We start from the raw sequence: 19,484 nt of genomic DNA, 5'->3' as shown, positions 1-19,484 counted from the left end.
CCAGCTGCTCGACCTCAGCGGTCACCAGCTGCCGCCGCCGGAGTCGCCGCCACCGCCGCCCCAGTCACCGCCACCGCCGCCCCAGTCACCGCCGCCGCTGCTGCCCCAGTCGCCGCCGCCGCTGCTGCCCCAGTCGCCGCCGTCCTGCTGAACGGACTCGCGGCCCTCGTCGTACCCGCTCTCGAAACCACTGTCATAGCCGTAGCCACCGCCACCCCAGCCACCGCCCCAGCCCATGCCGCCGAAGCCCCAGCCCCAGCCCGGGGTCAATGCCTCAGCGATCAGCAACGACTGCCAGAACGGCATCGAGTACCAGCCGCCGGCGTATCCGCCGCCGCCCGCGAAGTAGTACGGAGCGCCAGGGGTGTAGTTCGGATAACCCTCTACGGTCTGGCCACCCACATCGATCTGGCGAGCGTCTGTCAGCTGTGGAGCGGTGGACTCGGCGAGCGGGGGAAGGTCGGGCCCCGGGTCCAGACCCAGCGCGACGCGGGCCGTGCGAGTCGCCTGCAGCCCCTCGAGGATGCTGCGGCGCGCGCCGCCGAGCTGCGCGAGAGTGGTGGCGCTGGCCAGCTGGGAACCGCCGGAGTTGAACCGCTCCGAAGCGTCGGACAGGGCCTGCCGCGCGGTAGCATTGTCACCGGGCTGCAGGTTGGAGATATCACCGGCCAGCCGGTCGTAGTACGGCTGGATCAGCGCCCGGGCATCGGCTAGAGCGCGCCTGTCCTTGCGCTTGCGGCGCCAGGCGAGCGCACCCACGGCCGCGGCTCCCAGCCCACCGAAGATGCCCAGGATCGCCCAGCCACTCGTGCCGCTGCTGCGGTCGCGTCCGATGTCGGGTGAGCTGGTGCCCTGGCCGGCGTTTCGGGAACAGTGGCCGGCACTCTTCACCATCGACGCGAAGTCCTTGATGGTTGCGGTGAGATCGTTGTTGGACCTCAGCTGGCTGATGTTGTCGTTGACGGCCCGGGTCGCGAGTGAACTGGCCTGTCCCCTGCACAGCACGTTCGAGGCGGCGTTGAACCGGTTGCCCACGAAGACGCCGACGGTGAGGTCACCTCCCAGCCGCTCGCCGATCTCTGTCGCGAGGGAGCGGGCGTCCCCGGCGTTCGAGGGCAGTACCGCGACCTTCACCGAATCGGAAAGTGCGGAGCTGGCCTCGCTCTGCTCGAGCTTGGCGCCGGCCGACTCGTCGACGTAGAGGTTGTTGGACTTCAACTGGTCGATCGCCGCGCTGGTATCGGCGCCAGCAGGTGCCGCCGTGACGAGCAGCGCTGTGAACAGCACTGCCGGGACCGCGAGCAGTGTGCGGATTTTCATCAGAACCCGATTCCCACTACGGAAGTTGAGGATGCGGCTGACAACGCGCCGAGCGCGGCGCCGGGCTCGAGAAGGCGAAACCACGATGTGCTCATCGGATCATGTTAGTGGGCTGAGCCGCCAGGCTGGTTCGGCACGGCTCGGGTTGTGGACGAGATGTTCTCGCGTTCAACGCGTTCAACGCGTCCGCCGCTCAACGCCGCCACCGCCGGATGTCTGGTTGGACCGGGCCGCCGCTTGTGCAGCCGGCGCTGCCGCCGCTTGTACAACAGTCGCTTCCGCAGCGGGGCCAGTCGCTGCTGCAGAGTGACCGGTCACTGATTCCGCGGGGGCCGTCGTCGCCCCGGAAGAGGAGGACAACGGCGACGTGCTGGGAGTGCCGGTGCCGAGAGAATCACCGGTCCGCGTCACCGATGGGGACGCCGAGCGGCCGACTGAGCTCCTCGCCGACAAGTCCGCCGATCCTGTTGCCGATTCAGTGACCGAGCCGGTGGCCGATTCAGTGACCGATGGCAGCGGCGGCCGTGACGTCGACGGAGCCGAGCCGATCGACCCAGCGGAGCCAACCGACGGAGCGGAGCCGATCGAGCCAGCCGATCCGGTGGCGGACGGTGCGCCACTCGCCGAGCCGGTCGAACCGCTGGGCGCCGGAGCGCTGGAGGACCCGGTCCGTCCACCGCTTGCCGAACCGGACGGGGACGGTGGCACGGATGCTGTCGCGCTCGACGACGCGTCCGGTTGTGAGGTGGCCGCGCCGGTCGTGGGCGACGGCTGGGGCGGCTCGACGGTGGGAGACGGGGCGTGAAAGAACTGATGGGCCGCTGCCTGCAAGGGGCGGGGCAGGCCGCCTGCGGCCGCGGCCATCCCCGCACCGGTGAGCACCGCGGTCGCTGCTCCCCCCGCCACGACCAGCTTGACTCCGCGGGAGCCCGGCAGCAGCAGCGATCGGCGCGGCTGGGGGGCGGGTCGCACCTCGCGATAGGCCTTCAAGGCGTCGGCTTCGCCGGACAATTCCGCGCTGGACGGTGGTGCGGACGCAGCGGCGATCAGTCGTGACAGCGCTTCGGACTCACGAATCTGCCGGGCGATATCGTGCTCGTCCGGCTGGGGTCCGCTGCTGCCATCGTCGGGGGCGGTCATCTCGTTCGTTCAGCGCCTCATTCCCCGGTTTTGTCACACCGGCACCTCAATCGGCACGTCCACTTTGCGAATGTTCGTCCACTTCCAAGGTCTTGGCCAACTTTTGCAGTCCCCGGTAGGCCGCGGTGCGGACGGCACCCGGACGTTTACCGAGCACCGCGCCGGCGGACTTGGCGTCCAGCCCGATCACGGTGCGCAACAACACGGCCTCCGCCTGATCCGGTGGAAGTGAGCCGATCAGAGCGAGTGCGGTCGCGGTCGACAGCGATTCTTCTGCTTGGCGCGGGGTGTCATCGGCGCTGGCAATGCCGGTGAACGCCTCGGCCGGCGTCGCATCCGCGGGTCGACGGCCTCGGGCCCGGATGTGGTCGAGCGCACGGTGGCGACCGATCGTGGCGACCCAGCCGCGGAAACCGTCGCCGTCACCGGTGAAGTCCGCGAGGTCGCGGCAGACGTGCACCCAGGCCTCGGAGGCGATGTCCTCCGCGTCGGTCCCGACCTGCACTATGAGGTATCGCAGCAGGCCCGGATGCACCAGTCGGTAGACCCGGGAAAAGGCTGCTTCATCGCCATGTTGGGCGGCGATCACGGCGAGCGCGAGCTCATCCGCGGAGTTCGGCACTATCGGCTCAGCTATCGCGGGAGCGTGTGCTGGTGGCGCCGTGGCGGCACCAGGAGTCAGCAGGACCGGTCCGCTCAGGTCCTGCGCGGCGGTGCCTGACTCCGGAGGGCACACCAGTTGTTGCTCTCCCGTCGGACCTGTGTCGCGGTGAAGCACGTGCACCTCACCGGATCGGGTCGGCCCAGCGCCGAACTCGGCTGCGCAGTCGACGGCGGCAGAGGCATCGTCCGGCAGGTAAGAATTCCATGAGCCTAGGGCCTGGTGGCCCGGATTTCGTGCCGCCGTGCCGAAAAGCAGCGTGCGGCGGACAACCCGTAGCGCCGACCGCTGGGTTTTGCAACGATCCGAGACAGTTGAAGGCCCGATCGTGGATGCGACCGGGCCTTCAACGAACAACAGCAACCGCTCAGCGCGCCAGGATCAGCGGGCTGAACTCAGCGGGGACTGCCGATCAGTAGAAGTGACGACGCCCACCGATTTCGCGGCCCATGGCACCGAGGATGGCCAGAACGGCACCGATGATCAGGATGATGATTCCCAGGGTCGTCAGGATTCCGATATGGGCGATGAGCCCGATGATGAGCAGGATAATGCCTAGGATGATCATGTTTCCTCCAGTGGTGAGTGACTTGCGCATGCGGACGACGATGAGCCGGAGCCCATCTCTTCAGTAACGGGGGTCCACCGGATCGATCGGGTCGTCCGGGGCGATGACCGTCGTGCCTGTGCGGCTGTGGATCACGTCGGTGCGATGACGGGTGTTCATCAACGCGAGCGTGATGAGCAGCCCGACAACACCCACGATCATCAGGATGATTCCAACGGTGCCGACATCGACTCCGTTGACATTCGCCTTGACTGCGAACTTCAGGATCGCCCCGACCGCGATCAGGAAGAGGCTCGCTCCTATGCGCATGCTTACTCCCTCGAGTGAAGTCGGACCTCGTGAGCTGGCAACCCGACCGGCGACCTGATCTTGCGCCTCGAACATAGCGCTGATCGGATGCAGCCAATAGAGCTGTCTTCGCCTACTCGACGATGACCCGAACCTGCAGGTGCTTGTTGACCCCACCTACTCAGCGTCACTGTCTCGATTTGTGTCACACCCCCGAGGTCACCAGTCCGACCCCGGAGCTGGAATCGACCATTCGCTCGAACTCGTCCGGGTGCGTGGCCTCCGCCGCGAGGCGCACCGTCTTGTGGGTGCCGTGATAGTCCGACGAGCCGGTCGTGAGGGTTCCGAACTCAGCGGCGAGCTCGCGCAGCCGTATGCGATCAGCGGGGTCGTGGTCGACGTGGTCGACCTCGATGCCGAGCAGCCCGGCGGTCACCAGCTCGGCCAGGCCGGCCTCGTCCAGCACCCTGCCTCGGCGGCGGGCCCAGGGGTGAGCGATAACCGGAACCCCGCCGGCCTGCCTGATGAGCGCGATTGCGAGCAGCACCGGCATGTCGCGTTTGGGAACGTAATGCGGCGAGGAGTTCGACAGCAGTTCGGCGAATGCCTCGTTCACGCTCGTCACCACACCGGCCTCGACCAGCGCCTGACCGATGTGCGGTCGTCCGACGGACCCACCGCGAGCGATCCCCACGACCTGCTGCCAGTTCACCGGATACCCGGCCCGGGCAAGGCTCTCCACGATGGCCTCACCCCGTCCCAGTCGGCTCTCGCGCAGCCGGGCGCGTTCGGCCTTCAACTCTGGCGACTCGGGGTCATAGAGGTAGCCGAGCAGGTGCAGGCTCAGTGGGCGGCCGTCCGGTCCGGGATGGACGCAGGAGAACTCGGTTCCACGCACCAGAGTGAAGGGCACCGGCAGCCGCTGGACGGCAGCCGCGGCCTCGTCCCAGCCGCCAGTGGTGTCGTGGTCGGTGACAGCCAGGGTCCGGACGCCTGCCGCGACCGCGTTCGCGACCAGCTCCGCCGGGGTGTCCGTGCCGTCGCTCGCGGTGCTGTGGGTATGCAGATCGATCACGCTGACCACCCTACGGAGCGCCCCTCAAGGCTGAGGCGGCAATCGCCTGGTCAGGTGTTCGTCCTCGCTCCCCGGTTCCGGGAGGGTACGCGGTGGCCGCCGAGCGGCCTGCCTGGGGCCGAACAACAGGACGGACACATCGTGATACATGGTGTCCGGCTGCGGTAAGTAGTCGATCCGACTGAGCGCCTGCACCTGGCCGGCGGACTCCATGACAAAGGCACCGTACCCCAGTATCCGTCCCGTCAACGACCGCTCGTAGGTCAGGTCGGTGACCTTGGACAGCGGCATGATGGCGACCCGCCGGGTCAGGACGCCGTTGATGAGCAGCACTCGCTTGTCGGTGATGACGAACTGCTCCGTTCGCCACTCATGCCAGATCACCGCGAACCAGGCGGAGGACCCGAGGAGCAGCACCACCCCCACGACGCTGAAGAACCGCTCGCTGCTCAGGTAGGCCAGCAGGAACCACGAGACCAGCAGGCAACCGAGGTAAATCACACCGTTCCGGCCGAGGCTGGCCCAGTGCCGCCGTGTTTCGACGACCGGGGTTTCCGAGGGAATCAGGTACTTCTCGAGTTCAACCATCGCTGACAGCTCCCGCCATCGCTGACGGCCGTCGCTGAGCCGGCAGCATCGAGTGGTCCGCGTCGACTAGCTTCGGAAGCTCTTGATGAATTGCGAGATGCTGGCGAACCCGTGGGCGAGCAGGTGCTGAACGTTCTTCACCACCGCCGCGGCGTCGGTCGGCGAGTTCACGACGAAGAAGATGAGGAACGCGACCAGCAGCAGCAGTCCGGTCTTCCTAAGCACGAGAACTCCTCATTACGCCCTCGGGCGCGGTTGGCCTCAACCACAGTCGCTCCGTGTCTACCGGAAGCGGACCCGTTCGGTGGGAGGCGCGCTTGGTCAGTTGCCCGGCCGGAGCCGTCGCGACAGTGGACCCGTGCCGATCGACGGAGCGGCGCGGTGGCGCACATCGGTGACGGCGAGGTCCTCGAGCACCGCGTAGCCGGCGTCCGCGGGGAAGCTGATCAGCCAGAGCCAGACCCCGTCAGCCTCCCCCACGTAGGCGCTGCGGTCAGCGACGGTGTCCAGCACCGGCCACAGCGACGTCGGGTGGCCGAGCGCATGGATCTTCGCTGCCGCGACGCCCGCTGACAACGCCCGCGCGTCGGTCGTCGAGCTGCGGGCGTAACTGGACCCGAGGCCGACCCCGGGTTCCTCGGCGACGATCAGCCACTCACCCTCACCGCCGAGCGGTGCGGGGCCCTGACAGGCGACCACCGTGGCCCGGAACCGGCTGCGGTCATCGCCGACCGCGGCCAGCCCGGACAGCGTCCACCCCAGCGGCACCGGGTCCGGCACCCACAACGGCACCTCGGCGCGCTCGCGGATGTGCTCCAGCGCGGCGGCGTCCCGGCGAGCGAAGATCGACAGTGGCAGGGTCGGCCCGTGCTCGGCGCAGCGCCAGTCACTGCTGTACACACTGGGCGCCAGAAGCTCAGCGCCGCACTTCGGACACCACGACAGACCCACAGCTCCACGTTGCCCTGATCGACCGGGTCAGGTCAATGCGGCAGACTCCGCGACTATGACCATTCCCGCCGCCGGCGGCATCATTTTTGATGACGATGGGCGTTTGCTGCTAATCCTGCGCACCACACCGCCGTCGGCTCTGACCTGGTCGGTCCCCGGTGGCAAGTGCGAATCAGGCGAGTCCACGGCCGCCGCGTGTGTTCGGGAGGTGGCCGAAGAGACCGGGTTGGCCGTCGAGGTGCAACGGCTCGCGGGCCGGGTGGTGCGGGCCGCTCCGCAAGGCGGGGTGTACGTGATCGACGACTTCGTGTGCCGGGTGGTGTCCGGAGAACTGGCCGCAGGCGATGACGCGGGCGACGCGGGCTGGTTCAGCCGAGCCGACCTGACTCGGCTGAGCCTGGCCGAAGGTCTGTTCGACGCGCTGCGGGAGTGGGGCCTACTCCCGCAGTAGCTCTCTCGCTTCCGCGCCTTTCGGATTGCGACTCCTATTCGAGGCACACTGGGCAGCGATGCCTAACCTGCCTGTTCGTACGCCACGCCGCGCGCTCCGCCGCGGCCCTGCGGACGCTTCCCCCATTCCGGACGTCGACCGCTCCACCGCGGTCGTCGACGCGGCCGTGTACCGCGACGGCGTGCGACAGCCCGGTTCCGGCCGCTGGCAGGATGCCCTCGCCGAGGTGCGGCAGCACCGATCGGGCATGGTCTGGATCGGCCTGCACGAACCGACCGAGGCCCAACTGGAGGACATCGCCGAGGCCTTCGACCTGCACCCCCTCGCGGTAGAAGACGCTGTGCACGCGCATCAGCGGCCGAAGCTGGAGCGTTACGACGATTCGCTGTTTGCCGTAGTGAAGACGGTGCACTACGACGCCAACGACGACTCACGCAGCGCCGAGGTGGTCGAAACCGGTGAGGTGATGGTGTTCATCGGCCAGAACTTCGTGATCACGGTGCGGCACGGCGAGCACGGCAGCCTGCGCCATATGCGCAAGCGGCTGGAAGCCGACATCGAGCAGCTCGCGCTCGGCCCGTCGGTGGTGCTGCACGCGCTGCTCGACCAGGCGGTGGATGACTACCTCGTGGTGGCGGCGGCACTGCAGGCGGATATCGACGAGGCGGAGACCTCGGTGTTCTCGGGGGCAAACCGCTACGGCGACGCGAACCGGCTGTACATACTCAAACGCGAGGCGCTCGCCCTCAAGAGGGCGGCTGGGCCACTGTCGGCCCCGTTGCAACTGCTCGGCAAGCGGCCCATACGCTTCATCCACGAGGACGTTCGCGAGTATTTCCGTGACGTCGACGATCACCTCACCCGCGTGGTGGAGCAGGTTGCCGGATTCGATGACCTGCTCACCACACTGGTCCAGGCGAACCTCGCCCAGGTCAGCGTTCTGCAGAACGAGGACATGCGCAAGATCTCGGCCTGGGTCGGCATCGTGTCCGTGCCGACCCTGGTTGCCGGGATCTACGGCATGAACTTCAGCCACATGCCGGAGCTGGATTGGACGTATGGCTATCCATTCACGATCGGACTCACTGCCTCGATCTGCGTGGCGCTGCATCACACCTTCAAACGCAACGGCTGGTTGTGATCAGTGCACGCGGCTAGCCCAGACCCACGGGATCGCGCATCAGATCGATGAGGTCGGTGCCCGCGTTCTGCCAGCGCTGTAGCAGCTCGTCGCTACCATGGACCCGCGCCCACGCCAGCTCGGTCTGAGTTGCCGGCAGCAGCCGGAATACCAACACATCGGCCACGCCGGTCACCGCAATGGGCTGAAGCGGCCCCTCGCTGAGCACCGCGCCGGTGCAGCGGGAGCCCGGGCACAGCGGCTCCGCCACATCCACCCTGTTGCCGGGTGCGTACACCGCGCCCTCCACTGCCGGAGCCGCGGCGAGAATCGCGAGCCGACGCCACACCGCGTCGGGCCGGCCGGTCACCGACAGCATCAGTTCGGCGCGCGGCGCACCCCTCTCGTCGATGACGTCCGCCGCGGGATCGACCATCGGATACCGCGACATGCCCAGGCTCAGGTAATGGTCGCGGCCGTCGTCGGCGTAGCGCAGCACTTCGATCGGGTCGACACCCAGGAAGGATATCGACGCCCGCGCCGGGGCAACCTCGAAATGCTGGTGATACGCCGCTGCGACGGCTGAGAGGACGTCGGGATGCTGGGCCACCCCCGCACGGTATCGCGCCGCCACTCATGTGGTGTCAGCCCCGGAAGGAGGCGGTGATCTGCTGCTCCACCGAGGCATAGCTCTGACCGGCCTGCCCCAGCAGCCGACCGATGCCGTCCAAGGCCGCAGACATCCCCTCGGCGTTCTTGTTGAACTGCTCGTACAGAGCGGCGAACTGGCTAGCGGCGGCACCCGACCAGTCCGCGCCGAACAGCGGAGTGAGCTGACTCTTCAAACCAGCGTGTTGGCCGCGTACGTCGGTCGCGGTGCGGTTGCAAGTTCCGCCCAGGCTGCTGAGCTGCTCCGGTGAGACTTTCAATCCGGTCATGGAAGGTGGTGTCCTCTCGTGGCTGTGTGGTGATCGACTTCAGCAACCGTACGCAGATCATCAGCTCAATAAGCCAAAACTCGATCGCTGTGAATAACTTCGAGGCCGCCGCCAACTTATCCACAGATTGTTCCCGGCGTCGTCGCGGCAGGCGTAGCTCGGTTACAACTGACGACATGCATGTCACCTTGACCGCCCACGTATCCGGCCGACCGGACCAGGATCTCGAGATCACCGGTCCGCCTGGAACCACCATGCTGACGTTGCGCCCCGAGCTGATGAAACAGCTCGGCGCGACAGCGAATCAAGCGGTATTCAGCTCCGGTCAGCTCGTGTCGCCCGGCACCCTTCTAGGCGACGCCGGTCTTCGCTCGGGGGACGTGCTAACGCTCGGTTCCAGAGCCGACCGGCATTCGCCTGGCGTCTCGATGCTCCACCTGCGCGTGGTGGGCGGACCGGATTGCGGCCAGCTGATCGACCTCGCCCGTGCCACCCACGTAATCGGCCGAGACGGGACCGCCGACATCACCGTCGAGGATCCGGACATCTCGCGAAGGCACGCCGAAGTCCGAGTGGACGCACATGGCCTCTGGCTGCGTGACCTCGGCTCCACGAACGGGACCTGGCTGGGTGATGAGAAGGTGGGTCCCGAGCCGGTGCGGCTGCCCGCGGGCACGCTCTTCACCCTGGGCACTTCCACCCTGTGCGCGACCACCGCCGATGAGCCACCGGCTGCCACCAGGTCAGACGCGGATGGTCGAGTTCGGGTGAACACGCCCCCGCGCATCACCGGTACCGGCCTCACCGAAGCCGTGGAGTTTCCGGCCGCTCCCGCTGTGGAACCCCGACCCAAGACGCAATGGCTGGCGGCACTCCTGCCGACCGGACTCGGTGTCGGCCTGGCGCTCGCCATGCACAGCAGCCAGTTTCTCGCATTCGCGCTGCTGACCCCGGTGACCCTGTTGGCGGGGGCCGTTTCTCAGCGCTGGGACTGGCGCCGCACCAGCCGGCAGCAACGGCTGCGGCATGCCCGGTCCGAGGCTGCGGCCGAGGTGTTGTTGTCCGGCCGCCTGGACGCAGAGGCCCGACGGCGGCGGCGACAGTTCCCTGACGCCGCCGCGATCCTCCACACGGTCACCGGCCCGGACTGCCGGCTGTGGGAACGGCCAGCTGAGGATTCGGGATTCCTGCTCGTGCGCCTGGGAGTCGCCGATCGGCCGGCCGAGACGTACGCGACTCGTGCGGCTGCGCCGATTCAGGGCCTGCTGGTCAGCTCCGTGCCGGCCACGGTTCCACTGACTCAAGGCGCGCTCGGCCTGGCCGGCCCGCTTCCACTTGCCCGCGGTACGGCCAGGTGGGTGTTCGGACAGCTGCTGGCGATGCATTCGCCGACTGACCTCACGATCGCCGCACTCCTGGACGGCTCCAGCGAGGATTGGCGTTGGCTGCGCTGGGTACCTGAGACGGCGCCCACGATCGCCGTGGATGCCGCAGAGCACCGTCAGCTTGTCGGTGACCTCGTGCGGATAGTGACGGACCGGCGGTCAGCCGCTGTCGGAACTGCCTGGCCGGGACCGTGGACCGTGCTGCTCATCGACCGGGTCAGCACCATGGCGTCGGTCCCTGGTCTCCGCTTCGTCCTCGAGCACGGCCCGGCCGTCGGAATCACCGCTGTGTGCATCGATATCGAGGTGCGCCTGTTACCGCCCTCATGCCGGGCAACGGCGGTGACCACCGCCGACACCGGATCGGCGTTGGTGATTGCCGTTTCCGGACGGGAGATCATGACCAGCGTCACGGCCGAGCGCGTGCCCCTGGCGTGGTGTGATCGGCTGGCCCGTAGCCTCGCGCCGCTGCGTCCGGCCCACGTGGACAGCTCCGCCGACTTGCCGTCGGAGGTGAGCTTGCTGGGACTCCACGACATCACGCACCCCGACGACCTCGCTCCCGCCCCGCTGGCGGAGCGCTGGACCGGGGCAGGCTCTGCCGCCACGCCGGTCGGGGTGTCGGCGGAGGGAGTCATCGAGTTCGACCTGGCGCGGGATGGGCCGCACTCCCTGATCGCCGGAACAACAGGTTCGGGAAAGTCCGAGCTGTTGCGCAGCGTGGTCGTCGGTTTGGCGGTGCGTTCACCTCCCCGCGAGCTGTCTTTCCTGCTGATCGATTACAAGGGTGGGGCAGCCTTTGCCGAATGCGCGGAGTTGCCGCACACCGTTGGCCTGGTCACGGACCTCGATCCGCGGCTGACCCGCCGGGTGCTGGTCTCCCTCAACGCCGAACTGCGGCGCCGGGAAGCTGCCTTCGCCGAAGTCGGCGTCACGGACCTGGACGCCTACCGCCGGAGCACGCGGGCAGCCGCTCAACCGCTGGCGCGGCTGGTTCTCGTCGTGGACGAGTTCGCCTCGCTCGCGGAAGAGTTTCCGAGCTTTCTCAGCGGCCTCATCGGGGTGGCGCAACGTGGCCGCTCGCTCGGTGTGCACCTGGTGCTGGCGACTCAGCGGCCCGCCGGCGTCGTTTCCCCGGAGATCAAAGCCAACATGGCCCTGCGCATTGCCCTTCGGGTAACTGATGCGGGTGAATCCAGCGATGTCCTTGCCGACGACGCGGCCAGCCGGATCCCGCAGCATCACCCAGGCCGGGCATTCGCGCGGTTGACCCGGGGGCTCGTGGAGTTCCAGACGGCGCGAGTCACCGGCCTGGCCGATGACGAGGCACCGGTGACGGTCACTGAGTTGGACGACTGGAACCGGCGCCCGGCAGCCGCCGCCCGTGCCGACGACGGGGACCTGCGACGGGTGTGCGATGCGATCAGCCTCGCGGCCGTGCGGTTCGGCCACCAGTCGGCCACCGCGCCGTGGTTGCCACCACTGCCGGCTCACGTGAGCACCGCCGACCTGACCCGCGACACGACACATCGGTTCGAGGTCAGTTTCGGTCTCACCGACGATCCCGCCCGGCAGGCCCAGTTCGCTGCCGTTCACGACCTGGCGGCCGGTGGTTCCATTGCGTTCATCGGCGGCCCCAGGTCCGGCCGCACCACCGGCCTGCGCACCTTCGTCGCGCAGGCGACCTGCCAGCTGTCCGCTGATGAGCTGCACATCTACTCACTCGACTGCGCTGGTCACGGCCTGGCCGGGCTGGTGGACCTGCCGCACACCGGTGCGGCCGTGGGCCGTGACGATGCGGTGCCGATGGCCCGTTTGCTCAACCTATTACTGGACGAACTCGACCGGAGGCAGCGCGCGCTCGCCGACCTGGGTGTCGGCAGCTTTGCCGAAGCACTGGAGGCCGGCACCGAACTGCCCGCGGTGCTGATCGTGATAGACGGCTGGGATGGCCTGAGCGCGCTCAGCGACACACACGACGGAGGAAGGTCTGCAGAGATTGTGCTGCGATTGCTCCGTGACAGCCCGGCCGCCGGCTTCACGCTGCTCATCACCGGGGACCGGGCTGCCCTGGGGGTCCGTATCGCATCCGCCTTGGGCCGCAAGCTGCTGCTCCGCATGACCGATCGCAACGATTACGCGATGGCCGGTTTGGCGCCTGCCGCGCTGCCCGCTGATCCCAGGCCCGGTCAGGCCATCGACCTCGAGGACGGGCTGGAAATCCAGCTTGCGCTTCTCGACACGGACCCGAGTCCAGCTGGCCAGCGCGCCGCGCTTCGCGCGATCGCCGCCAGTCAGCCTCCCGCGCGGCACGGACCGGCGATCCGCGTCCGAACGCTGCCGGCCACCGTGCGCTTGGCCGAACTGGCCGGTACGAAAGACCAGGTGCCGACCGGCTGCCTGCTCGGGGTGGGCGGTGACACGGCTGAAGAGGTGTGGGCGGATGTATTCGACTCCGCCAGTCGATTCCTCATCGCAGGTCCGCCGAGAAGTGGTCGCAGCACCGCCGTGATCACCATCGCGACTCAAGCGGTGTCAGCCGGGCTGCGGATGCTGATCGCGGCACCAGCACGGTCACCGCTGACGGTCTGGGCAGGACTGCGCGGGTTGGCGGTCACCTTTCCACAGGGTGACGGCGTGCGAGCCGACAAAGGCGCGGATGCCACCCGGCTGCTCAGCGACTTCGACGGCGACCTGATCCTCCTCGACGATGCCGAACAGTTCACCGACACTGCGACCGGCGACGCGGTGACCGACCTGGTCTCGCGCCACCACAGTGCGGTCGTGGTCACCGCACGCGCCGACGACCTGATGGTGAGCTTTCGCGGGATCGCCACCGACGTCCGGCGACACCGCCGCGGGCTTCTGTTGCAACCAACGCCGGGCGATGGGGAGCTGCTCGGTGTGCGCATCGCGCCACAGCCGGCCGCCGGCATCCCAGGCCGCGGACTGCTGATAACCGATCAGACCCGGATGGTCGCGCCCAATGGACTGCCGGTCCAAGTGGCAACGATATGACCGCCGTCAGCCTGCGTTCGCCAGCAGATCGTCGATCTCCTGAGTCGCGTACCACGACAGCTCGAAACCTTCGGCGTCGTCGACCAGTTCCTCGGCCTCGGTGTCGCCTAGGTCAGCGGCATCTATTCGCCGCGCCGCCACCGCCACGGTGGCCGCGGCGTCAGCGTCGTCCGCGTGCACCGATGCACACCAGCCCAGCGGCACTTCTACGGCGATCCGGACCACGCCGCGGTCGAGGTCGTCTCGAACCTCGACCGATGGGTCCGGCACGTCAGCAGCCACCACGATCCGGCGCGGCGCGGCCGAAGGGTCAGTGGCGATCAGCCGCAGAGCGGCTCGCGCGGCCTCATTGGCAGCCACGTACTCCAGTTCCTCGATGTCATCGTCGATGTAGTACTCCCGCAGTCCCGGGGTCACCGCGAACGCTGTCAACGGCGCCGGCCCGAGGACGCCGGTGGAGGACAGCCGAGCAAGCACCGTGGTCGTGGCTGGCAGGTAGACCCTCACGGCGTGGCCACCCGGCGTCGGGCGCCATGCTGCTGGTTTCGGAGCTCGACGGCAGCCGTCCGCATCGCGGTGTGCAGCACCACGATTCGACGGTTCGGGTTCATCAGATTCGCGCCCATCACGCTGAGATCATCCCGCCCCGGCGTCAGCAGCATGACGCGGGCCCCGGCTTCCCGCAGGACGGCGACGTCGCCCGCGATGCCCTTGGTGATGGCCCGGCGCATCCGCCGCTCCACCATCGCGACCGGGGACCGAGGACTGTCCGGCTCCAAGGCTGCCATCGGGGCGAGTACGTACACCTCGTCGAACTCGTCCTTGGGCACCAGATCCACCGAAGCATTCGAGGCTGTGCCGCCGTCGATGTAGGAGCGGGCGTCGATCCGCACCGGCGCGTACCACGCTGGGATCGCGCACGAGGAACACACCGCTTCCGGAAGGTTCGCAGTCGGATCCCCCGGCCGTCCGAAGACCACCCGGCGCCCGTTCGAATAGTCGGTGGCCACGATCCAGGTGCGCCTGGCCGGCCACGAGCCCTTGCCCGCGGTGCGCGAGCAGCGACTCGAACATGTGGTGCATCGGCTGCAGGCTGCCGCGCCCTCTGGGCAGCAGGCCTGCGAGCGCCACCACCGGCGACACCATGGAGGGTTGCCGGATGCCATCCCACAGCAGACGCGGCGAGCCGGGGCGCAGTCCCGGTCGGCGGGGCAGGCTGCCACCGGTGTCGACGTCGTAGCTCCAGGTGATGGCCGGGTCTTCGGGCAGCGGCATGCCCAGCTGGTGCCGGCGGATCGTGTCGATGTCCACCCCGCAGCCGAGCAGGCCCGCGATCACCGAGCCGGCCGACGTTCCGACAACCAGGTCGCCAGCACCCGGTTCGATGCCGAGCTCGTGCTGGATCGCGGTCAACGCCCCGACTATCCACGCGAAACCCAGCACACCACCGCCACCGAACACGAAAGCTCGCCGCACCGGCTTCTGGTGATCCGACATGCGCTCAGTCCCCTCTGGCGAACAACCTTCGTCGAGCCTGCCTCACAAGTGTGGAGATCACAGCCGACGCGCCAAGCGACCGGGGCGTGCGTGCGAGGCGACCAGCGCGGCGCGCCGTCAGACAGCAGCACCAGCCGCCAGCTCACCGCTTCCGGGAGCCGCCGGTCGCCTCGACCAACTCGGCCAGCGACTCCTCGATGAGTGAGCCGAGCACATCGACGTCGAACATGGCGTCGCGATCGGCGTTCAGCCCGAAGTACACGCCGCCGTCATAGGAGGTCAGCCCGATCGACACCGCCTGCCCGTTGGCCAGCGGCACGACCGGGAACATCTCCAGCATCTCGGCCCCCGCGGCGTAGAGCGGGAACTGCGGTCCGGGCACGTTGGTCACGACGACGTTGAACAGCCGGCGGGTGAAGCTGTTCGCCGCCCGTGCCCCGAGCGCGTGCAGCGTCGGCGGAGCGAAACCGGACAGCGCGACCAGCGCGTCGGCGCCCACCGACTGACCGGACTCCTTGTGCGCCTTCATGGCATAGCTGACCTGGCTCAACCGCACGATGGGATTGGATTCGCCCACCGGCAGGTCCACCAGGTAGGAGGACACCCGGTTGCCCAACTGGCCGGACTCGCTGTCGCCTCGGACACTGACCGGCACCATCGCCCGCACGGTGTTGGCCGGCGTGACGGACTCACCCCGGGACAGCATCCAGCCCCGGATCGCGCCAGTGACGGTGGCCAGCACGACGTCGTTGACTGTCGCACCGCCGTTGACGGTGGCCCCGCCGTTGCCACTCGTCGTGCCACCCTTACGGACCCGCTTGTAGTCATCGAGGTCTGTCCGCGCGACCGCGAACCGGCGCTGTGCCCCGATCGAGGCGTTCAGCGGCGACGCGGGCGCCGGCCGGGCCGCCACCTTCGCGGCCGACAGCAGACCGCCCGCGGCGGCGGACACCTTCGATACCACGCTGCGCGCGTCGGCAAGCCCCATCCGGACGGTGTCGGCCACAGCGGTCGGCCGGCGAACCAAGTCGGTCACCGCGTCCATCACCAAGGTCGCCGCACCCGGCTCCGGGCGGGGCATCCACAGGTCCTCCGGCAGCGCCCGGGGGACCGGCGTGACGTCGAGGATGACCTGGCCGATGTCGATGGCGTTGATGCCGTCCACCATCGCGTGGTGCGTCTTGTGGATGACGGCGAACCGGCCACCCGCCATGCCCTCCACCAGGTACATCTCCCACAGCGGCCGGTTGCGGTCCAGTGGGCGGGACTGCACCCGTGCCACCAACTCCTTGAGCTGCTCCTCCGAACCCGGACGGGGCAACGCCGACCGTCGGACGTGGTAGCCGAGATCGAAGGCCGTGTCGTCCATCCACACCGGGTTGGCCAGATGCCCCGGCACCGACTTGATCTTCTTCCGGTACCGGGGCACGAGCGAGATCCGCTGCTCGATCAGGTCGACGAACTTGTCGTAGTCGAACCCGTCCGCCGGCGGCTCGAACACCGCCAGGCCGCCCACGTGCATGGGAGTGTTGCGTCCCTCGAGGTAAAGGAACGAGACGTCCAGCGGGTTCAGCCGGTCTGCCATCTGCGGGTGGGCTCCTTCGCTACGGACTCAACCGGACGGACCTCAGTGGCGAGCTGGTGCCGATGGTCGAGCGTGGGCGGCATGGGTCCTGCGCCGGGATTGACACATTACCTTCGACGCCTGCCGCGAGAGGGTGCGGGAACACCGCTCAACGCGGTCGCGAGTTCGGTGACGGCTCGCCGCAGGGGGCTGGTCGGCGCCGCCTCGCCGAGAGTCTTGCCTGCAACGGCTGCCTGGTCCAGCCCGGTGAGGTCATAGGGCAACAACGCGGCCGCGCTGTGACCGGTGAAACGGCGTAGCGCCGTGTCGAGTTCGGTGCCCGGGTTGCCCGGCACCGAACCGCGCCGGACCCGGTTGAGCGCGATCCATACTGGCGCGTTCACCTCAGCGGCCCGCAACTCGGCGAGCCCGCGCACCAGCCGCTGCGTCCCGACCGGGTCGGCCGAACCGACCACCAGCACGAGGTCGGCGGCATCCAGAGTCGCCAGGGTGGCCCCGTTGCGCCGTGGGGCGAGCGTGTCGAAGCTCAGCTCCTCGTCGGTTTCCAACGCAAAGCCCAGGTCGACAATGGTGAAGGCCGCCAGGTCCCTGGCCACGTCCAGTACCTCGGTGAGGGCGGTCGGCCGGATCTCGGGCCACCGGTCAGCTCGCGCGATCCCGGTGAGCACCCGCAGCTCGCCGGGTAACTGCCAGCACAGCGAGGCCAAGGCGGTCGAATCGAGTCGGTGGGCCTGCGCCTGTCGACACGCGGCCACCAGGCCGGGAGAGTCGTCGAGCAGGCCGAACATGGTGGCGACCACACCGCCGTACACATCGGCATCGATCAGCAGCGAACTCATACCGAGCCTGGCCAGTTCGTCAGCCAGCGTGACCGCGACGGTGCTGCGGCCAGGAGCCCCGGTCGGACCCCAGACGGCGATCACGGCAGGTTCGGTGGCAAAGGCTCCGTTCGCCGGGCTACCGGCAGGTCTGGCCGGCAGCCCGGCCACCGGCGAGCTGGGGGACGCGGTCACGCCGGCACCGATCCCCGCGGAGAAGTTCTCAGCGGGGATGAAGGGCTGGATCAGACCCGGCCGCTGCGGGTCGACCGGCGGAAGCACCGACCCGGTGGCGAAGGCCGGGTCGCCGAAGCTTCGACCGCCGGGTTCGTCACCGGCGAGATCCCGGACGGCGCCCGCGATCACCTCGGCGAACACCGAGGCGTCGGAGCCGGCCATGACGGAGAAGCCGACCCCCGCCTCCCGCAACAGCTCCGAGTCGGCCTCACCACCGGCGACGCCGACCACAGCGACCCCCGCCGCGAGCAATCGGTCCACCGCGTCCGAATCCAGCCTGCGCAGCCGGGCGTCCACCAAGGCTGCCATGGCCTGCCCGGACGCTGCCACTGCGAGCAGTTCCACGACGTCGACGCATCTGCGCACGATGTCGATGACGTCTGCGGCGCGAAGGCCGGGGTCGGCCAGCAGGACCGCCTCCCAGGCGGCGCCGTCGGCGGCGGTCACCACGGCGATGCTCACGTGCCCGGACCCGCGCAGGCCGTCAGGTCGGCGGTGCCGTCCTCGGCCTGCTGATCCGACGACAGGACACCGGCCCGGATCACCGCCCCGGGAAGGTCCAGCGCCGACACGATCCTGGTCGCCTCGGCGGAGGGCACCCGCAGTACGAGCAGCGAGCCGCTGTCCGAGCCGAACCCGGCCCTGCTCGCCCGATCGGCGCTCTGCACCGGCACGCCACTGACCAGCACCACGCCGCGACAGGTCTTCGTGCTGATCCACACCGTGACCCGGTCACCCCTGCCGATTCCCGGAGCGGTCTGGGGCTGGACGGGCACGGTGACCGTCACGCCGCCCGGTGGCACGGCGACCTCGTCCCGCGGTAGGAGCTGCCCGCCACCCATCGCGTGCCGGACCGTCTTGCCCGCCACCGCCTCGGTGATCGGCAGGTAGCCCGCCGCCGCGGAGCCGAGTTGCACCCGCACCGGTCGCAGGTCCGCTCCGGTGAGCACCGTGCCGGCCGCGACGTCATGGGTGAGGCTCCACACCGGCTGGCGCTTGTCCGCCGAGGACAGCACCGACGCACCGACCAGCACTGCCACCAGCACCAGCACCACGCCGGTCACCAGCCTCCGATCGAGCCAGCTGGGCGTCTTCACCCGACGCGGTGTCGGAGAGGCGGGCAGCGCCCGTTGTGACGTATCGGCCATAGCGTGCATCTTGCCTGATGGAACGGCTGCGGGTGGAGCCGCGTCGAAGGTTGTGGATAACCCGGGCGGCATCCACACCGACTGCCACACTCGACGAGGCGATATCGTCGCCCCGGCAGCGAGCGCACAGGAGGTGACCCGATGACCGACGCACGGTTCCTGACATTGAGTGATGTCGCCGAGGTGCTGAACATCTCGGCCTCCCAGACGTACGCGCTGGTGCGCTCGGGTGAGCTGACCGCGATCAAGATCGGTGGCCGCGGCCAGTGGCGGGTGGAGCGGGAGCAGCTCGAGGCCTACATCGCCCGGATGTATGACCAGACCCGGCAGTTCGTGGCCGAGCACCCCTTCATCGAATCCGCGGCCGACCAGACCTGAGCGGGGCGCGCGCCGGCAGCGATCGGTGATCCGTGGTAGCGCCTACCCAGCAGCGCGGAGATGTCACCCGTCGGCCCATCCCACGAGCACCGTCGACAACGCCCTCGCGTGGTAACTCCAACCCGACGTGCCGATGTGAATGACCACGTCGACTCCATTCCACGTCAGCCGGCCGCAGGCACTCGGCTCAAGCAGTGGGCTCCAAGACTGGAGAGTGCCGCGACCGCACCAGTAATTCGCCAAGCCGCACGTCGTCATGCCGTAACGGCAGGGACTCTTCACGTCAAGCGTCCGTATTTGACCTAGGCGCAGACAGCA

The 19,484-nt window shown here is 68.6% G+C and carries 20 protein-coding genes and 1 pseudogene; 5 read left to right on the top strand and 16 right to left on the bottom strand.

The genetic code is table 11. The features are described from left to right. Positions 1–21 precede the first annotated feature (21 nt). Positions 22–1,320: a hypothetical protein gene (locus RM423_RS03920; protein WP_311421683.1), complete on the bottom strand. Its 1,299-nt coding sequence runs from the start codon at positions 1,318–1,320 to the stop codon at positions 22–24. 382 nt (positions 1,321–1,702) lie between these two features. On the opposite strand from RM423_RS03920, the gene RM423_RS03915 reads away from it, so the two are divergent. Next, on the top strand, positions 1,703–2,125 hold the full coding sequence (locus RM423_RS03915; RefSeq protein ID WP_311421682.1) for a hypothetical protein: 423 nt from the start codon (positions 1,703–1,705) through the stop codon (positions 2,123–2,125). A gap of 381 nt (positions 2,126–2,506) precedes the next feature. Here the strand turns inward: RM423_RS03915 and RM423_RS03910 are convergent, their stop codons facing one another. From RM423_RS03910 to RM423_RS03880, 7 genes are all read right to left on the bottom strand, one after another. After that, the gene (locus RM423_RS03910; RefSeq protein WP_311421681.1) at positions 2,507–3,196 is read right to left on the bottom strand and encodes an RNA polymerase sigma factor; all 690 of its coding nucleotides are present in this window, start codon (positions 3,194–3,196) and stop codon (positions 2,507–2,509) included. Positions 3,197–3,533: 337 nt separating this feature from the next. Further along, a complete protein-coding gene (locus tag RM423_RS03905) occupies positions 3,534–3,719 on the bottom strand; it encodes a DUF6131 family protein (protein ID WP_311421680.1) in 186 nt (61 codons plus the stop codon). Between the two features lie 30 nt (positions 3,720–3,749). Further along, complete coding sequence (locus RM423_RS03900; protein WP_311421679.1) at positions 3,750–3,998, bottom strand: DUF6458 family protein; 249 nt, start codon at positions 3,996–3,998, stop codon at positions 3,750–3,752. A gap of 184 nt (positions 3,999–4,182) precedes the next feature. Next, on the bottom strand, positions 4,183–5,052 hold the full coding sequence (locus tag RM423_RS03895; protein WP_311421678.1) for a PHP domain-containing protein: 870 nt from the start codon (positions 5,050–5,052) through the stop codon (positions 4,183–4,185). 24 nt (positions 5,053–5,076) lie between these two features. After that, positions 5,077–5,640, bottom strand: coding sequence for a PH domain-containing protein (locus RM423_RS03890; RefSeq protein WP_311421677.1), 564 nt, complete (start codon positions 5,638–5,640; stop codon positions 5,077–5,079). Positions 5,641–5,706: 66 nt separating this feature from the next. Next, a complete protein-coding gene (locus RM423_RS03885; RefSeq protein WP_311421676.1) occupies positions 5,707–5,865 on the bottom strand; it encodes a hypothetical protein in 159 nt (52 codons plus the stop codon). A gap of 96 nt (positions 5,866–5,961) precedes the next feature. Next, positions 5,962–6,591: a DUF6758 family protein gene (locus tag RM423_RS03880; RefSeq protein ID WP_311421675.1), complete on the bottom strand. Its 630-nt coding sequence runs from the start codon at positions 6,589–6,591 to the stop codon at positions 5,962–5,964. 55 nt (positions 6,592–6,646) lie between these two features. Between RM423_RS03880 and RM423_RS03875 the strand changes: the two genes are divergently transcribed. Together RM423_RS03875 and corA are read left to right on the top strand one after the other, a co-directional pair. Further along, a complete protein-coding gene (locus tag RM423_RS03875; protein WP_311421674.1) occupies positions 6,647–7,042 on the top strand; it encodes an NUDIX hydrolase in 396 nt (131 codons plus the stop codon). A 58-nt stretch (positions 7,043–7,100) separates the two neighbouring features. Further along, positions 7,101–8,183 (top strand): magnesium/cobalt transporter CorA, encoded by a 1,083-nt coding sequence (corA, locus tag RM423_RS03870; protein ID WP_311421673.1) that lies wholly within the window; start codon positions 7,101–7,103, stop codon positions 8,181–8,183. A gap of 13 nt (positions 8,184–8,196) precedes the next feature. On the opposite strand, the gene RM423_RS03865 is transcribed toward corA, so the two are convergent. Both RM423_RS03865 and RM423_RS03860 read right to left on the bottom strand, forming a co-directional pair. Beyond that, complete coding sequence (locus RM423_RS03865; RefSeq protein ID WP_311421672.1) at positions 8,197–8,772, bottom strand: suppressor of fused domain protein; 576 nt, start codon at positions 8,770–8,772, stop codon at positions 8,197–8,199. A gap of 34 nt (positions 8,773–8,806) precedes the next feature. Continuing rightward, complete coding sequence (locus RM423_RS03860) at positions 8,807–9,100, bottom strand: WXG100 family type VII secretion target (protein WP_311421671.1); 294 nt, start codon at positions 9,098–9,100, stop codon at positions 8,807–8,809. 176 nt (positions 9,101–9,276) lie between these two features. Between RM423_RS03860 and RM423_RS03855 the strand changes: the two genes are divergently transcribed. Continuing rightward, positions 9,277–13,503 carry an FtsK/SpoIIIE domain-containing protein gene (locus RM423_RS03855; protein WP_311421670.1) on the top strand — a complete coding sequence of 1,409 codons (4,227 nt, stop codon included), beginning with the start codon at positions 9,277–9,279 and terminating at the stop codon, positions 13,501–13,503. A 6-nt stretch (positions 13,504–13,509) separates the two neighbouring features. Here RM423_RS03855 and RM423_RS03850 read toward each other — a convergent pair whose 3' ends face one another. From RM423_RS03850 to RM423_RS03830, 6 genes and pseudogenes are all read right to left on the bottom strand, one after another. Continuing rightward, positions 13,510–14,010 carry a DUF6912 family protein gene (locus tag RM423_RS03850; protein WP_311421669.1) on the bottom strand — a complete coding sequence of 167 codons (501 nt, stop codon included), beginning with the start codon at positions 14,008–14,010 and terminating at the stop codon, positions 13,510–13,512. Continuing rightward, entirely contained in the window at positions 14,007–14,513 is a 507-nt protein-coding gene (locus RM423_RS03845; RefSeq protein ID WP_311421668.1) for a patatin-like phospholipase family protein, read from the bottom strand. The genes RM423_RS03850 and RM423_RS03845 overlap by 4 nt, the downstream gene beginning before the upstream one ends. A 289-nt stretch (positions 14,514–14,802) precedes the next feature. Continuing rightward, a pseudogene (locus RM423_RS25395) lies at positions 14,803–15,000 on the bottom strand (patatin-like phospholipase family protein); the annotation flags it as partial. Positions 15,001–15,142: 142 nt separating this feature from the next. Beyond that, the gene (locus RM423_RS03840) at positions 15,143–16,585 is read right to left on the bottom strand and encodes a WS/DGAT/MGAT family O-acyltransferase (protein ID WP_311421667.1); all 1,443 of its coding nucleotides are present in this window, start codon (positions 16,583–16,585) and stop codon (positions 15,143–15,145) included. A gap of 107 nt (positions 16,586–16,692) precedes the next feature. Further along, a complete protein-coding gene (locus tag RM423_RS03835) occupies positions 16,693–18,102 on the bottom strand; it encodes a P-loop NTPase (RefSeq protein WP_311421666.1) in 1,410 nt (469 codons plus the stop codon). Further along, complete coding sequence (locus RM423_RS03830; protein WP_311421665.1) at positions 18,099–18,788, bottom strand: SAF domain-containing protein; 690 nt, start codon at positions 18,786–18,788, stop codon at positions 18,099–18,101. Before RM423_RS03830 ends, RM423_RS03835 begins: the two co-directional genes overlap by 4 nt. 141 nt (positions 18,789–18,929) lie before the next feature. Here RM423_RS03830 and RM423_RS03825 point away from each other — a divergent pair, with 141 nt between their 5' ends. Continuing rightward, complete coding sequence (locus RM423_RS03825) at positions 18,930–19,166, top strand: helix-turn-helix domain-containing protein (RefSeq protein ID WP_311421664.1); 237 nt, start codon at positions 18,930–18,932, stop codon at positions 19,164–19,166. Positions 19,167–19,484 lie beyond the last annotated feature (318 nt).

Origin of the sequence: Jatrophihabitans lederbergiae, assembly GCF_031845305.1 — a bacterium.
Lineage (GTDB): Bacteria > Actinomycetota > Actinomycetes > Mycobacteriales > Jatrophihabitantaceae > Jatrophihabitans_A > Jatrophihabitans_A lederbergiae.
Note: the sequence above shows the minus strand (reverse complement) of the source record. Positions and strands in the feature narration are given on the sequence as shown.